Here is a 16,179-nt window from a genome sequence, read left to right on the forward strand (position 1 = left end):
TGAAGCTTCGCCGCAATGAGTGAAAGATTGTGCCCTCTCATCAGCACAGAGGGCTCTTCATGCGAACATTTCCGACTGTACCCAGTACCCGCAACGGCGTCTCTGCCAAGGATATGCAAACGGCTGCTGCCGCTTTCACCCAATCGCTCCCTCGATGGATCTCAGGTACCTCTGCAGCCAACATCTACACGTTGCGGGTATTGATCGCCAGCCATAGAGCCAGCCAGATAGCCGTGGCCAGCGCGACCAACGCAGTCGTACCGCTGCATGTGTTCGCCGAGAGCAGATTCTCCGAAGCCCTGGCAGGCATGCTGCCGAATGGGCAAACACTGACCAGTTTGCAGTGGCGAAGAAAGATGCGTGAAGAGGTGGGGCATTCGGTTCCCCATTTCGAAGATTCTTTTGAAGTTCAGCCAGCGCTGTCGCGCCTGGCGCAGAATTTTGCCGATAGTGCCACCCCTCTGAGCGGCAGTGGCTTGGTTGTTCAGGTTGGCGATGATCAGGTCATTGGCAACACGGCGCAATTGATCGAAACGTGCCGCCAACTGGATGCGGGAAAGCAGTACCAGGCACTGCTTGATCAACATCTCACCCAGAACAAGGCGCTGCTGGTCGCGGACAAGCTTGCGGGCTTCAAGCTGGCCGTGCATGTCGCATTTCTCAAGGGCAAGATCGACAGCGATGTGAGCGCCGCACTGGAGCACTACGCTGAAAGCCCGAACGGCACGAGTACCGAGCCCAGGCTCACGGCGTATCCAGGGCTGATGTCCATGCTGGGGGTGCTGGTCCATGAGGCATTGATCATCCAGTTGAAAACTGTCGATGGCGATAATGCAGGTGTCGTGACCTACATGCCTGGCGATGCCGACAATCCACTGCGCTGGCACAGCTCCACGCAGGACTTGCAAGTTGAAATGGTCTCTCACCTACGGCGCCAGGGTTATCTGCGCGAACTCCTGCAATTGATCGCGCTGGATGCACGCAGCGCGTTCTTCCGGCAGTTGCAGTTGCGCTTGATGGATGCAGCGCCTGACCTGCAGCTAGATGGCATGACCGGTCATGGCACAGTCTTCACACGCTGGGTGGATGAGCAGGTCGAGCGCGTGCGCGCGGATGCCAAAGCGCTGCTTGTACCTACCGCAGACGCTGATGCCGAGGCCAGCCGTAAACGCCTGGAGGATTGGAAGTCGCTTGGCTGGGAGCTGATCGGGCTGGCCGGGTTCTTCATTCCGGTGGTAGGGGCCGTGCTGTTGGGGGCGTTGCTGAAGGATGTTTGCGCCCAGGTGTTCGAGGGCGTTACAAATTGGGCCAAAGGGCATGATCACGAAGCATTGCAGCATGCACTGAACGTGGCGCAGGTTGTTGCCGCCACGTCTGTTGGTCTGGTTGCAGGCGCCGCTGTGGGCCGTTTGGTCGACAGGGCGCTGGTCGAGGGCCTGGAAGTGGTTGCGTTGGACGATGACAGCCAAGGGCTGTGGAACGGCGACCTGAGTATCTACGCGCGCGAGTTGCCGGATGACGCGACCCTGGGCGCAGATGGCTTGTATTTCCAAGGCAGCCGCCGTTGGCTGAGGGTTGAGGAGCATTATTACGAGGTTCATCAGCCGAGTGAGAACGGGGCCTGGCGGTTGCTCCATCCGGATCGGCCACAGGCTTACGGGCCGGTGTTGCAGCACAACGCTGAGCGCCTGTGGCTGCTACCTGACGACTCGCCCATGGACTGGAAGGATGCACGGCAGATGCTTGGCCGTCTCTGGCCACAGCAACGTCCGCTCGACCCGCAACGCGCCAAGCAGGTCCTGCAGGCGGCTTGCAGCGATGTGGATGAACTGCGAGGGATTCTGGTGGAGAACCGCCCTTTGCCGGCCAACCTGCGCGATACGCTGCGCCGTTTCGAGGCCGATGAAAAGATCGAGCGTTTCTTCGAGTCGCTGGCCTGCGGTGAGTCTGTGCACGATGACCCAGCGCTGCTTGAATGGTGCGAGAAGCACCCCGGTTTAGCTGGGCTGACGGCCGCCGAACGACCTGGAGCTATCCTCGACCAACAGATCGAGCTACGTCATGGCCTGTTCGATTACCTGACAGCCGTCGAGCCAGGTTCTGATCCTGTTGTTCAAGTACTCCGACGGGATTTCCCAGGCCTGCCCACCGATTACGCCATCGAATTGGCCTGTCAGGTCAGCGGCGACGAGCGAGAAGAGGTCGAGTTGCTGCAGCGCCTGCCGTTGCCTGTCGCCACCAGAGCGCGCTCCCTGCTTCAGCTTGCCAGGCTGAATCAAGCCGTGCAGGGCGTGATGCTGCGCAACGCCTACAGTGATGTCGGTGATGAGTTGGCGCTGGGATTGTTGTCGAGGCTTGGCCATTGGTCTTTCTCGCGGCGCGTGGAGTTGCGCCTCGGTTCTGCGGAGGGGCGCCGGCTGGCAGTTATCAACGTGCAGGCTCCGGAAGCCGATCAGATAACCCTGGTGCGGCATGCGGGCGCGTTCGTGCTGTATGACGCTCAAGGCCTTGAGTTGCCAGAGCAGAGCTGCGCCCCTGATGACCTCTTCCAGGCCCTAGTCACAGTACTGACAGCAGAGCAGAAAGCCGCCCTTGGCCTAGGCAGCGAGCACCCGGCTGGCGAGCTACGGCGACAGGTCGTCAATCTGCTGCCCATAGGTCGGCAGAAGCTGGTGAAACAACTGGCCTGGCGGGAACAGCAGGGCTGGTTCAATCCGGGGCAGCGCTTGGGAGACGGCCGTGTAGGGTATTCGCTGGGCGGCAGCGTATCTCAAGTGCGGGGGCCTGGGTGGCGGGTTCGGCGGCGATTGGTCAGGCTCTATCAGGGTGATACGCCCAGGCAGATCGATGAGCATCTGTTTCGCATTCTGGACGCTGCCAACCCCTACGCCGCGCTGATTCTGGAAGAGCAGAACTACCATATGCTCGACCATTACCTGGAAACATGGATTTCTGCTGGGTCAGGAGGAGAACGGGCAGCGCGTCGCATGCTTGGCCGAAGGTTGCTACAAGCCTGGCGCCGGCAATTACCGGTCGATGTCCATGAAAATGCCGTGCGCGGCTTTGTTCTGGACCTGAGCGGCCATCGTGTGAGCAGCCTGCCTCTACTGGAGGACGCGATCGACTTCCATCACGTCACCTCCCTGGCAATGGTCAATACGCCCCTGCAGATGGTTCCAGATGCCTTCTTCAGTTGCTTCGGGCATGTTCGCCGTCTGAGCATGGCGCGCAACCGTCTGGAAGCATTGCCGGTCGGCATTCGGTACCTGCGATTTCTTGAAAGACTGGACCTTTCGTACAACGGTATTCGCAACGGCGAGCGCGTATCCGAGGCGCTGAGTTCACTGACTCGCCTGCGGGAGCTGGACCTCAGTTTCAATCCGTCGATTCGCAGTCTGTACCTGGGCGATTGGGCTTCAGGCCTGAGGCGCTTGAGCCTGAGGCTGTGCGGATTGACGCAATGGCCTGCAGGGTTGGAACGGTGTCAACTGCTGCGCTGGATCGACCTGAGTTCCAATAACCTGGTCAACGTACCCGCCACCATCCAGGCAATGCCGTATAACTATCGTACTTCGATTCTACTGGGTCGAAACGCCATTGATCAGGTGCAACTGGAGCGCCTGTATGCGCGCCCTGCACCTGTCCATCCGCCAGCCCCACAACCCGCCCCTGAGCTGCTGGCTGCCAGGGCAGTCTGGGTGGTCGGAGAGCAGGCGCAAGCGCGTGGGGCGACCTGGGATCGATTGTTCGCTGACCCAAGAAGCCGCGAACTGGAAACGATCCTGCGCCGGCTGCAGCAAAGCAGCGACTATCGCAATCAGGCCTACCACCGTGTGCTGGATGCTCGAGTGTGGACGCTGCTTGACGCCATGGATACTGACACGGCGCTGGCAGACGACGTCCACGCCCATGCGGTTGGCAACGTTACCTGTGCAGATGATGTCGCCGATCGCTTCAGCGAGCTGCATCTGCTCGCATTGGTGAACAACGCAAAGCGCTCGACAGCAGTGGCCGAGCAGCAACAGGCACTGCTCGACCTGGGGCAGGGTTTGTTCCGCCTCACGCTGCTGAAGGAACATATCGGCAGGTACATCGCTGAGAAGACGCTGAGCACTCCGCATCTTGATGCCGTCGAGGTCAGCCTTTATTTTCGCTTGGCGTTGGCCGAAGAGATGAAGCTGCCAAGCCAGCCGCACTCGATGTTGTTTGGCGCGATAGCCAACGTCAGCGAGGCGGACCTGGCGGCCGCACGGGTCTTTGTAAGGGATGCGGCCACCGTCGAAGCAAAAGCCGCTTTCTTGAGCCAGCAGAAATTCTGGAGCCAATGGCTGGAAACGCAACAGGCGGAAGCGTTCGCGCCCATCCTCGAGCAATCCCAGGACAGTCTGGACCAGCTATATGACCGGCAGTCCGAGATGACCAGCCAGCAGTATCTGGAGCAAACCGCTGAGGTGGCCGAAAAGCTTGATTACCTGAAAAACCGTCTGGTCATCTTCTTGACAACACCTTTGCTGAGGCCCGACGCGGATTCAGTCCTGCCACCTGGCGACCAAACCGGTCATCCAGATTGACAGCTTTGGCCATTGCTCGTCAGGGCCTCTAGCGACAACATCGTCAGACCAATGGTGCACTCCAACAATAACTAACAACCAGGAGTCTGACGATGCGTGATTACGCCGATGCCGCCCGTTCGTTTGACCATGCCCAGGCTGCCCGCGCAGCACTGCACGGGCAACTGACGGCCCTCAATGCCTGCGTCGAATGCTGTGACCGCCATGTCGGCAGCGGCAAGCCGGCGCTGCTGTGGGAAGGCCGGGATGGCGACAGCAAGCGGTACACCTTCGACGAGTTGGCGCCCTGGGTGGCCCGCTTTGCCAACGTGCTGAAAGCCCAGGGGGTGGGCGCGGGCGACCGTGTCGCCGGCTTGATGCCACGCATCCCCGAGTTGCTGGTGACCATCCTCGCCACCTGGCGCCTGGGTGCGGTCTACCAGCCGTTGTTCACTGCCTTCGGGCCGAAGGCCATCGAACATCGCCTGGAGCAGTCCGCAGCACGCGTGGTGGTGACCGACCAGCAGAACCGTGCCAAGCTCGATAGTGTGAGTGATTGCCCGAAGATCATCACCGTTAAGGCACGCGCTGGCGAACTGGATTTCCATGCCAGCCTCGAAAGCGTCGCGGGCGACTGTGAACCTGTCATGCGCACGGGTGACGACCCTTTCCTGCTGATGTTCACCTCGGGTACCACCGGCCCGGCCAAACCCCTGGAGGTGCCGCTGCGCGCCATCGTCGCCTTCCAGGGCTACATGCGTGATGCCATCGACCTGCGCCCGGAAGACAACTTCTGGAACCTGGCCGATCCGGGTTGGGCGTATGGCCTCTATTACGCAGTTACCGGCCCCTTGTCGCTGGGCCATGCCACGACCTTCTACGATGGCCCGTTCAGCGTCGAGAGCTGCGCGCACATCATCAACAAACTGGGCATCAACAACCTGGCCGGTTCGCCAACGGCTTATCGACTGCTGATCGCTGCGGGCCGAGCGTTTTCCGCGCCAATCCAGGGCCGCCTGCGGGTTGTCAGCAGTGCTGGCGAGCCGCTCAATCCAGAGGTCATACGCTGGTTTGCCGACGAACTGGGAGTGACCATCCACGATCACTATGGCCAGACCGAACTGGGGATGGTGCTGTGTAACCACCATGGCTTGAAGCACCCGGTACACCTGGGGTCTGCCGGTTTCGCCATTCCAGGCCACCGTATCGTCGTGCTCGATGAGCAGGGCGCGGAGCTGTCGGTCGGACAACCTGGGATTCTGGCCGTGGACCGTGAGCAATCACCCTTGTGCTGGTTCGGCGGTTATCGCGATGTACCTACCAAATCGTTCGTCGGCAAGTATTACCTCAGCGGCGATACCGTCGAGCTCAACGCCGACGGCAGCATCAGCTTTGTCGGCCGCAGCGACGATGTGATCACCACCTCCGGTTACCGAGTCGGTCCTTTTGATGTGGAAAGCGCGCTGATCGAGCACCCCACGGTGATCGAAGCGGCAGTCATCGGCAAGCCCGACCCGGAACGCACCGAGCTGATCAAGGCCTTCGTCGTCCTGGCCCAAGGTGTGACAGGCACGGCCGAGCTGGAAGATGCCTTGCGCCAGCACGTGCGCCAGCGACTGTATGCCCACGCCTATCCGCGTGAAATCGAATTCGTCAGCGAGCTGCCCAAGACGCCGAGCGGCAAGCTGCAACGTTTCATCCTGCGCAATCAGGAAATCGCCAAACAACAAGCGCAGCTGGCCACACGCGCCAGCGCCTGAGGAACCACACATGCAGATCAACCACAAACATTTCATCGTCAGCGGCGCGGCCTCCGGGCTGGGCGCCGCCACCGCGCAGATGCTGGTCGAGGCGGGCGCCAAGGTCATGCTGGTCGACCTCAATGCCGCGGCCGTCGAAGCCAAGGCACGTGAACTGGGTGACAGCGCCGGTTTCGCGGTTGCCGATATCAGTGACGAGCAGGCCGCAAAGGCGGCGGTCGACGCTGCTGTCAGTGCATTCGGCAGTATTCATGGCCTGATCAACTGTGCCGGTATCGTCGGCGCCGAGAAGGTGCTGGGCAAGCAGGGCCCGCATGGCCTGGCCAGCTTCACCAAGGTCATCAACGTCAACCTGATCGGCAGTTTCAACTTGCTGCGCCTTGCAGCGGCAGCCATGGCCGAGGGCCAGCCTGACGAAGGAGGGGAGCGCGGCGTGATCATCAACACCGCCTCCATCGCCGCTTATGACGGGCAGATTGGCCAGGCTGCCTATGCGGCATCCAAAGGCGCGATTGCCAGCCTCACGCTCCCTGCGGCCCGTGAGCTGGCGCGTTTCGGGATCCGGGTGATGACCATCGCCCCTGGCATCTTCGAGACGCCAATGATGGCCGGCATGACCCAGGAGGTTCGCGACTCCCTGGCCGCCGGCGTACCGTTCCCGCCGCGCCTGGGCCGCCCACAGGAGTACGCAGCTCTGGCCCGCCACATCATCGAGAACAGCATGCTCAACGGCGAGGTAATCCGCCTTGACGGCGCCCTGCGCATGGCTGCCAAGTAAGGAGCATTGAACATGACCCTCGTCAACGACCCAATTGTCATCGTTAGCGCCGTGCGCACGCCCATGGGGGGCCTGCAGGGCGATCTCAAGAGCCTCACCGCACCACAACTGGGCGCAGCGGCGATCCGCGCGGCTGTCGAACGCGCCGGTATCGATGCCGGCAGCGTCCAGGAGGTGCTGTTCGGCTGCGTGCTGCCGGCCGGGCAGGGCCAGGCCCCGGCGCGCCAGGCGGCCCTCGGCGCCGGGCTGGGCAAGCACACCACCTGCACCACGCTGAACAAGATGTGCGGCTCGGGCATGCAGGCGGCGATCCTGGCCCACGACCAACTGCTGGCCGGCAGCGCCGAAGTGATCGTCGCGGGTGGTATGGAGAGCATGACCAACGCTCCATACCTGCTGGACAAGGCCCGTGGCGGCTACCGCATGGGCCACGGCAAGATCATCGACCACATGTTCATGGACGGCCTCGAGGACGCCTACGACAAAGGGCGGCTGATGGGGACGTTCGCCGAAGACTGCGCGCAGAAAGGCGATTTCAGCCGCGAAGCCCAGGATGCCTTCGCCATCGCCTCGCTGACCCGTGCGCAGGATGCGATCACGAGCGGCCGTTTCGCTGCCGAGATCGTCCCGGTGGAAGTCACCGAGGGCAAGGACAAGCGCGTAATCAAGGATGACGAGCAGCCGCCCAAGGCGCGCCTGGACAAGATCCCTCAGCTCAAGCCGGCCTTCCGCGAAGGCGGCACCGTCACCGCCGCCAACTCCAGCTCCATTTCCGACGGTGCCGCGGCGCTGGTGCTGATGCGCCGTTCCGAGGCCGAGAAGCGTGGCCTCAAGCCGTTGGCGCTGATCCATGGCCACGCGGCCTTCGCCGACACCCCGGCGCTGTTCCCCACCGCGCCCATCGGCGCCATCGAAAAGCTGCTCAAGCGCACCGGCTGGACACTGGCCGAGGTGGACCTGTTCGAGATCAACGAGGCCTTCGCCGTGGTCACCCTGGCAGCCATGAAGCATCTCGACCTGCCCCATGAGAAAGTGAACATCCACGGCGGCGCCTGTGCCCTGGGCCACCCGATCGGCGCCTCGGGCGCGCGCATTCTCGTGACCCTGCTGTCGGCGCTGCGCCAGAACAACCTGCGCCGTGGCGTGGCGGCCATCTGCATCGGCGGTGGCGAAGCGACGGCCATGGCCGTCGAATGCCTGTACTGAGGTGAATCATGCTGGTAACTGACGAGCAACAACAGATCGCCGACGCGGTACGTGACTTCGCTCAGGAGCGCCTGAGGCCGTTTGCCGAGCAATGGGACAAGGATCACCGCTTCCCCAGGGAGGCCATCGAGGAGATGGCCGGCATGGGGCTGTTTGGCATGCTGGTGCCAGAGCAGTACGGCGGCAGCGACACGGGCTACGTGGCCTACGCCATGGCCCTGGAAGAAATCGCCGCCGGTGACGGCGCCTGCTCCACCATCATGAGCGTGCACAATTCGGTGGGTTGCGTGCCGATCCTAAAGTTCGGCAACGAGGCGCAGAAGCAGCAGTTCCTGGCGCCGCTGGCCAGCGGCGCGATGCTCGGCGCGTTCGCCCTGACCGAGCCCCAGGCCGGCTCTGATGCCAGCAGCCTGAAGACCCGCGCTCGCCTGGACGGCGACCATTACGTACTCAATGGCAGCAAGCAGTTCATCACCTCCGGACAGAATGCCGGGGTGGTGATTGTCTTCGCCGTCACCGACCCGGATGCCGGCAAACGCGGTATCACGGCCTTCATCGTGCCCACCGATGCACCGGGTTACCAGGTGGCGCGGGTCGAGGACAAGCTCGGCCAGCACGCCTCCGACACCTGCCAGATCGTCTTTGACAACGTGCGGGTACCGGTGGCCAATCGCCTGGGCGAGGAAGGGCAGGGTTACAAGATCGCCCTGGCCAACCTCGAGGGCGGGCGGATCGGTATTGCCTCGCAGTCGGTGGGCATGGCCCGCGCCGCCTTCGAGGTGGCCCGCGACTACGCCAATGAGCGGCAAACTTTCGGCAAGCCATTGATCGAGCACCAGGCGGTGGCTTTCCGTCTGGCCGACATGGCGACTAGGATCGCCGTGGCCCGGCAGATGGTGCTGCACGCCGCGGCCCTGCGCGACGCCGGGCGCCCGGCGCTGGTGGAGGCCTCGATGGCCAAGCTTTTCGCCTCGGAAATGGCCGAAAAGGTCTGTTCGGATGCCTTGCAGACGCTTGGCGGTTATGGCTATCTGAGCGACTTCCCGCTGGAGCGCATCTACCGCGACGTGCGGGTCTGCCAGATCTACGAAGGCACCAGCGACATTCAGCGCATGGTCATTGCGCGCAATCTTTGAAGGAGCAGACTGCATGGCATTCGAAACCATCCTGTTGGACATCCACGGCAAGGTCGGCCTGATCACCCTCAACCGCCCGCAGGCGCTCAACGCGCTGAACGCGCAGATCGTCGGCGAGATCAACCAGGCCCTGGACCAGCTCGAGCGTGACCCGAACATCGGCTGCGTGGTGCTCACCGGCTCCGCCAAGGCCTTCGCCGCAGGCGCCGACATCAAGGAAATGGCCGAGCTGCAATACCCGCAGATCTACGTCGACGACCTGTTCAGCGACGCCGACCGCATCGCCAACCGGCGCAAACCCATCATTGCCGCGGTATCGGGCTTCGCCCTGGGTGGCGGCTGCGAGCTGGCGATGATGTGCGACTTCATCCTCGCCGCCGACAATGCCAAGTTTGGCCAGCCGGAAATCAACTTGGGCGTGTTGCCGGGCATGGGCGGTACCCAGCGCCTGACCCGCGCGGTGGGCAAGGCCAAGGCCATGGAGCTGTGCCTGACCGGGCGCCTGATGGGCGCCGAGGAAGCAGAGCGCGCCGGTCTGGTGGCGCGCATCGTGCCGCAGGCCGAGTTGGTGGAGGAGGCGTTGAAAGTGGCAGCGGCTATTGCGGCCAAGTCGATCCCGGTGAGCATGATGGTCAAGGAGAGCGTCAACCGGGCGTTCGAAGTCACCCTGAGTGAGGGCGTGCGCTTCGAGCGCCGGGTGTTCCACGCCGCCTTCGCCACTGAGGATCAGAAGGAAGGCATGGCCGCCTTTATCGCGAAGCGCGAAGCGCAGTTCAACGACCGTTGAGCGCGGGTCCTTGAGCTGCAGCGGCCTTGCCGACTCATAGCGAGAAGAAGTACTTGGCCGCTGCGGCGCTGGAGATGGACCCACGGTGGATCGCTATCGGGTTGCCGGTAGTCGGGTCGATCGCGGTACTCCCTGCCAGTTGGCGTTGCGCGGCGGTTTTCAGGTGGCCAGCGAGGAACTGGGACTTGTCGGTGTCGAGCGCCGCGTAATGGAAGTGGGCGTACCACTGCGGCTGCTGTTGGTAGCGGATCACATACTCGTCAAGATAATCGGCCGCACGCCCCTTTACTTTGGCCAGCAGCTTGCGCGTGCCAAGTGCATGGACGGTCACTTTGCCGTTGTCGATCAGATGCTGCACCCACACCATCTCGGGGTTCTGCCGTAATGCCGCCTGGGTTCGTAGTTCGTCCGCCTGGCGCTCCAGAGTCAGGCTCAAGTCGTTCAGCGCCTTGGTGATACGTGCCGCGTCCTGGTCCGCGGCGGCCTCGTCGGTCTGGTTGTCATCGGTCAAGTGCTTTTCGATGGCATTCGACTGCTCCATCAGCCGTTTCTTCTGCGATATCAGCAAGTCATATATTTCGTTGGGTAGATATCTGGAGGATTTTGCGCGTTGAACTTGCTCCAGCTCGGCGCGTGCACGGGTCATCAGTTTGCCACTTTCCTTGAGCAGGCTTTTCAGTCCTGCCTTGGAGGGGGGGGGCGGTAAACTGGCGGAAGCGATCTCGATACCGGCTTCGTTCTCCCTGCGATAGGCGACGGGAGGACTGTCCGGATCGGGGCCGGCGACATCGATAATTGTGTCATCGTCTTCGCGGGGGACGCCGAGCATCAGCCCGTGGTCTTCAGTCTCGATCAGGCCGGGTATGTGCTTGCGCAGTTGCGCAACAGTGATGGAGGGAGGGTAGTCGGGGTATTCGGCTAGCTCGACACGGACTTTTTCCTGTAGGTAGGCCACGTCCTTCTCGATTTGTTCGAGTAACGCGGGGGCGTCGTTGTCCTGCGAGCGTTCCTTGAAGTTGGCCAGCTGTCGTTTGGCATCGTTCAGCCATTCGTCGATGCCCTTGAGCAGACGCGTGGCCAGTTCGGCGTTCGGTTGGTCCAGCGCCGCCAACTGCCTGTGCTGGCTGATCGCGCGTCCCACATTGTCATTGGCCAGGCTTAGCCAGAAGGCACTGCCGGTCGGGTTGCTGTCGTCGATCGGGTGGCGAGTGAATAGCTGGTTGAAGTGGTTTTCCAGGCGCAGGTAGCGGCAGGTGAACGGGGCGTTTGGGCTGGTCCAGGTCTGCTTGAGCGTTTCAAACATCTTCTGGATGCTGTCCTGACCGCGGTTGGTCAGTTTCTTGAGCTCCATGTGGATCTCGCTCATGGCGTCTGCATTGACCACCATCTGGTCGAACAACGGGGACAGCTCGGCGAGACGTCGGCTGTAGATGGCCAGGTCAGAGGGGGTCATGCTGCCTTTGTAACTGCTGAGGAATTGGGCAAGCTGATTGCGGCGAGGCGTGCACAGGCGTTTGAGGGTCAGGTTGACCATCTGTTCGCTAAGTGCGCGTTGGGTCAGGGCGTTGGCGCGCTCCACCTTGAAGCCGTTGCGTGGTGACAGGGCGTTGCGGCTGTTCAGGCGCTCCAGGTGGGCTTCCCAGAACAAGGATGCGTCCTGGCAGGACTTGAGGTGATCCCGTAGAGCTGCGTCGGAGGTGCTGTCAGCGAACTTTGCCGCATCGGCCCGCATGAGTTTCAGCTGCGCCAGGCCTTGTGCCAGGTCGCGGTCGAGCTGCTGGTCGAGATCGGCCAGCGCCTGGCGGTTCGCCTCACGCAGGCGGGCTATGCGCGATCCTGAGCGCATGCCGCCACGCAGGCGCAGGCGCAAGTCAAGCTGCCAGCGGCCAGCTTCGTCACGCATCAGCCAAGGCCCCAGTTGCGGTTCGGCGGTATTGCTGACGATGCGTGGCTCTTCACCCGACTCGTCGAGCAGGACTTTGTACACCTTGCCTTGCAGGTGCACCCAGCATTCATCCTGCGCCAGGTACAGGCCTGCCAGATGCCCGGATGGAATCGGCGTACCAAGGGACTGTACGCTGACATCGGCGTGCAAGGCCTCCAGTTCCGAGCGCCGCTGAGCATCCAGAGTGGGGGCGGGGCTTGCCCAGTTGAAGTCCGCGGCATCGACGGATGGTGCGGTGACAATGTGTGCGGGTTTAATCAGAATCGCCGATGTGGTGTCGGGTACCTCTCGGGCCAAGGGACCTTCCTGGCCTTCTTCCAGTTTCAATTGCCAGGAGGTGTGGGACAGCAGTAGCAACGCAACGTTGAGCAGCAAGTTGACCATGGCGATGCGATGGCCTTCGGGGTCACGATTACTGACTGACTCGACGGCCTGAACCAAGGCGACTTCCATCTGCACGAGCCAACCGACCTTGCCCAGTGTGCTGCCAGCCAGGGGTAGCAGCGTATTGAACAACAGCCAGCCCAGTTCCTTCCAGCTGTTCCAGCGCGTTTCGGCGCTAGTGCTGGCGTGTGCCTGGAACCGCTGAATAGACTCCTGGACGCTCGCCAGGTAAATAGCTTTGCCAATATCGTCGACGGCGGCTTCGAGGCTCAGGGTGGCCGGTGGGGGCGTACCGAAGGGCACCGCGAAGGTGTCGTCCAGGGGGTAGAACACGTGAGGTTCGAGGAAGCCGCCGTGCGCGTAGACCTTGCGGTCTGCTTCCGGCAGGCGTTGCAGGATGTCATCCTGCAGTGCGCCAGGGGTACACATGGCGACAAACAGCGCCAGGCGGTCGTCATACTGCAGCAACGGCTGCTGGTGCAGTGGGCGATAGAGCAGACATGGACTTGCATCCGGTGTCGCCAACTCGATGATCCAGGCATTGAGAGGATGATCAGCAGAGGCGTCGACCTGCTTGAGCAGCCCCAGTGGACGCATCACCCAATGATTCTCGCCACCACTGACGGTTGCGTTGAAAATCTGTGCCACACCTTTGACGCAGACTTCGCTGATACCCATCCCGCGCAGATGCTGCTCCAGTGCCAGGGCCGGCAACTGTTTGCGTAGCTGATCGCCAAGCAGCTTCTGGCGGGTTCGCTGCTGTTCGACGTCGTCCAGCAGTTTGCCGCGCAACATTCGCGGGTATGCGCTGGCGATGTCCAGCTCGGTGACGAGGGTGCGCAGATAGTTTTCATTCATCCATTCGGGCAAGGGGGCCGTGGTCTTCGACGCCAGTTCCACACGGCCGGGTTTGAGCAGGCCGAGATTACCGATTGCCAGTTCGGCAAAGCTGAACTCCACTATTTGCGTGTCGCCCGAGGCAAACAGGGCATCTTGTCCAGCCGCCGCCGCCGCGGTCACCTGATGGTTGATGATCCGCACATCTTCGGGCAGCAGTGCGCTACCGGGATGGTCGGTGGTAAAGCGCTGGGCCAGCTGGCGGTTCGCAAAGGCCTGTGCGGTGTCGACACCATCGAGCCAGAACTCGCCATCGGCATCATGGTAGGCCTGGGCCACATCGACCAGCATCTGCGCGTAGTGCACCTGGTCATCCACCTTGGCGTCCCTTAACCATGCCGGTAGATGTTGGCTCAGGGTCAGGCGTTGAGCGCGCTCCTTGCGATCGCACAGGTCGACCAGGGATGTCAATCGATCGAGATCCTGGCTCAATGGCAGTGCGTACGCCTCCCCATGGTACTTACGGGAAACCACGTCGGCGACGCGCAGCTGCTGTTGGAGCAGTTCCAGTGCCTGGGCCTCGAAGGGGGCCTCTGCCAGCGGCACAATGTGCACCTTGTGTGGGGCTGTCGTGTCATTGTCAGGCCAGAGTCTGTTGAATATCGCCAGCATGGTCGGGCGAGAAGGGAACACCAGCAATTTGCCGACCAGCGTATACAGCAGGGTACTTGAGCCCGTTGTGCTGGTGCGCTCGATGAGCAGGGCGCTGCCCAGGTCAACATCGATCTTGCTGATGGAGGAGAAGTCGGTGCTCAAGAGTGCGACCGAAGTCCCCGCCATAGTAGGCGCGGGACGCGCCGTTTTTGAGAGTAGCTGGTTTACGTTGGCGGCCTCCAGAGCGCTCAGTCTGTTGTCTTGGATATTGCAAGCAACAGTCTTCTCAAACTGTTTCTGCAGGTGGTCGGCATACCATTGCCACGGTGTTTGTCCGCCGCTATCGAAATTACCCCAAAACTCCACCAGCTCTTCACGGTAGCGCTCAAGCAACAGGGGGCCGCATTCGTTGATCAGCAGCTCGACGGCATGCAAGTCGATGTCCAAGGCCCACGTTGGGTTGTCCACGGCATGGCTGCTGATGAAGTCTTCGCCCTGCGTCAAGTTGAGGGTGGCGCGCCCACAGAATCGTTCGGTCAGCGCGAACGCCAGCGGGCGAATCCAGGCACCCGAACCGCCAGGGCGGCGGCTGATCAAGTGCAGCGTCAGGGGGTCGTGGGACAAGCCAATCCGACGTTGTTGCCATTGCTCACTAAGCATGGTGCTGGCGATATCACCCAGCATGGGGCGGCCTTGGAATCGCTTGGCGACGGCGCAATCCAGATCGCTGAATTCGAGAAGTTGTTGCTGCAGGTTCATTGTGTGAGACTCCGGTGTTCTGAAGCCTGATGAGACGGTAGATACACCACGCCCAGGTGATACTTGGGTATCGCCCGGATTGCTTCTGGGGGCTCGTGCCGAGTTCTCCGTGGCTGGCCATGGGCCGGCAAGGCAAAACGTCAGGCATCAAGAAGAGCGCTTGCCAGGGTTTGGCCGGCCAAATGGTGGGGCCGACATATCGTCGGCCCATGCTTTATGAGGCGCGCAACGTCAGAAATGTAAGTAGCCAGTTGGCGGATTCCTTGCTGATTCGGCCAATTCGCCGTCATTTCTGTTGCCCACCGTCGCTTGGCGCCTTAGACTGCCGCCCCCTGTAAAAGAGTGCCGGTTGGCGCTTGAAGAATTCCGCTGCCGGCGAAGCATCGCAGGCAGCACCCGAATCGCCCAAATGCACATTTTTTCATAGAGAAATCGATGACCAAGGAACAGTTGCTGGCCATGTCGGCCGATGACTACATGAATGCCGAACAGCTCGCGTTCTTCACCAAGCTGCTGCAAGCGATGAAAGTCGAAACGCACGAGCGCATCGAACTCAGCCGCACCGCCATCGAAAGCCTGGATACCCCGTCGGATCCCGCTGACGTGGCGTCGGTCGAGGAAGAACGCACCTGGTTGGTCAATGCCATCGACCGCGACCAGCGTCTGCTGCCGCAACTGGAGATGGCGCTGGACCGCATCACCGACGAAAGCTTCGGCTGGTGCGACGACAGCGGCGAGCCGATCGGCCTGAAGCGCCTGCTGATCAGCCCGACCACCAAGTACTGCATCGAAGCCCAGGAGCGTCACGAACAGCTCGACCGCCACCAGCGGCAGATCTGATCCAACGCCTTGTGCAAGGCCCCGCGGAGCGATCCCTGGGGCCTTCGTGTTTTCTTGCCTTGCATCAAGCATGGCTGTCGCCATCGAGGCGCCACGTGCCGGCGAGCACGGACGTCGCTTCGCGGTGGCCGATGAGCTGGGTACCGGGGTGAACAAACCGGTGTGCAGCTTGCACAGATTAGGGGACTGGCAGCCCGTGTCGAAGGCCAGGTCCGCGCAATTGGATTGAGCGGATTTGTTGCCCGAATTGCAATACAGCTGTACCTGGCGGCGCTTTTTCCCAGGCAGGGCAGGCCGTATCATGCGCGTATCGTTAGGTTGCTAATTAAATTCCGGAGGGAATGATGAATAGCCAAGTCGATGTCGCCGTCATGATCGGGACTGGCGTGCCGCGCTCAATGCAGGCCCTGGGCAACCGTGTGTGTTGGGTGGTACTGGTCGATGGCGAGCGTCGCGGCACAGCATTCGCCAGCCGCGCCGAAGCCTTGGAATGCCGGGATGCCTGGCTGGCCCTGCTGGACAGCTGCAACGCGGCCTGAGGCG

9 protein-coding genes are annotated in these 16,179 nt (G+C 61.9%); 8 read left to right on the forward strand and 1 reads right to left on the reverse strand.

Annotated features, from left to right (window positions below):
• Window positions 1-59 precede the first annotated feature (59 nt).
• The 6 genes from ACVWY1_RS21175 to ACVWY1_RS21200 all read left to right on the forward strand — a co-directional run bounded on the left by ACVWY1_RS21175 (window position 60) and on the right by ACVWY1_RS21200 (window position 10,217).
• The gene (locus ACVWY1_RS21175; RefSeq protein ID WP_277505043.1) at window positions 60-4,571 is read left to right on the forward strand and encodes an NEL-type E3 ubiquitin ligase domain-containing protein; all 4,512 of its coding nucleotides are present in this window, start codon (window positions 60-62) and stop codon (window positions 4,569-4,571) included.
• 92 nt (window positions 4,572-4,663) lie between these two features.
• Entirely contained in the window at window positions 4,664-6,310 is a 1,647-nt protein-coding gene (locus ACVWY1_RS21180; protein WP_198755572.1) for an AMP-binding protein, read from the forward strand.
• Between the two features lie 10 nt (window positions 6,311-6,320).
• Window positions 6,321-7,088: an SDR family NAD(P)-dependent oxidoreductase gene (locus ACVWY1_RS21185; protein ID WP_139669811.1), complete on the forward strand. Its 768-nt coding sequence runs from the start codon at window positions 6,321-6,323 to the stop codon at window positions 7,086-7,088.
• A 12-nt stretch (window positions 7,089-7,100) separates the two neighbouring features.
• Window positions 7,101-8,294 (forward strand): acetyl-CoA C-acyltransferase, encoded by a 1,194-nt coding sequence (locus tag ACVWY1_RS21190; RefSeq protein WP_139669813.1) that lies wholly within the window; start codon window positions 7,101-7,103, stop codon window positions 8,292-8,294.
• An 8-nt stretch (window positions 8,295-8,302) separates the two neighbouring features.
• Window positions 8,303-9,430 carry an acyl-CoA dehydrogenase gene (locus ACVWY1_RS21195; RefSeq protein ID WP_198755574.1) on the forward strand — a complete coding sequence of 376 codons (1,128 nt, stop codon included), beginning with the start codon at window positions 8,303-8,305 and terminating at the stop codon, window positions 9,428-9,430.
• A 13-nt stretch (window positions 9,431-9,443) separates the two neighbouring features.
• Complete coding sequence (locus ACVWY1_RS21200) at window positions 9,444-10,217, forward strand: enoyl-CoA hydratase (RefSeq protein ID WP_277505040.1); 774 nt, start codon at window positions 9,444-9,446, stop codon at window positions 10,215-10,217.
• A 34-nt stretch (window positions 10,218-10,251) separates the two neighbouring features.
• On the opposite strand, the gene ACVWY1_RS21205 is transcribed toward ACVWY1_RS21200, so the two are convergent.
• Window positions 10,252-14,796, reverse strand: coding sequence for a hypothetical protein (locus ACVWY1_RS21205; RefSeq protein WP_277505039.1), 4,545 nt, complete (start codon window positions 14,794-14,796; stop codon window positions 10,252-10,254).
• A gap of 435 nt (window positions 14,797-15,231) precedes the next feature.
• Between ACVWY1_RS21205 and ACVWY1_RS21210 the strand changes: the two genes are divergently transcribed.
• Together ACVWY1_RS21210 and ACVWY1_RS21215 are read left to right on the forward strand one after the other, a co-directional pair.
• Window positions 15,232-15,636 (forward strand): TraR/DksA family transcriptional regulator, encoded by a 405-nt coding sequence (locus ACVWY1_RS21210; protein WP_277505038.1) that lies wholly within the window; start codon window positions 15,232-15,234, stop codon window positions 15,634-15,636.
• A 344-nt stretch (window positions 15,637-15,980) separates the two neighbouring features.
• Complete coding sequence (locus ACVWY1_RS21215) at window positions 15,981-16,175, forward strand: hypothetical protein (protein ID WP_102683678.1); 195 nt, start codon at window positions 15,981-15,983, stop codon at window positions 16,173-16,175.
• Window positions 16,176-16,179 lie beyond the last annotated feature (4 nt).

The organism is Pseudomonas sp. TE6288, from assembly GCF_054062095.1.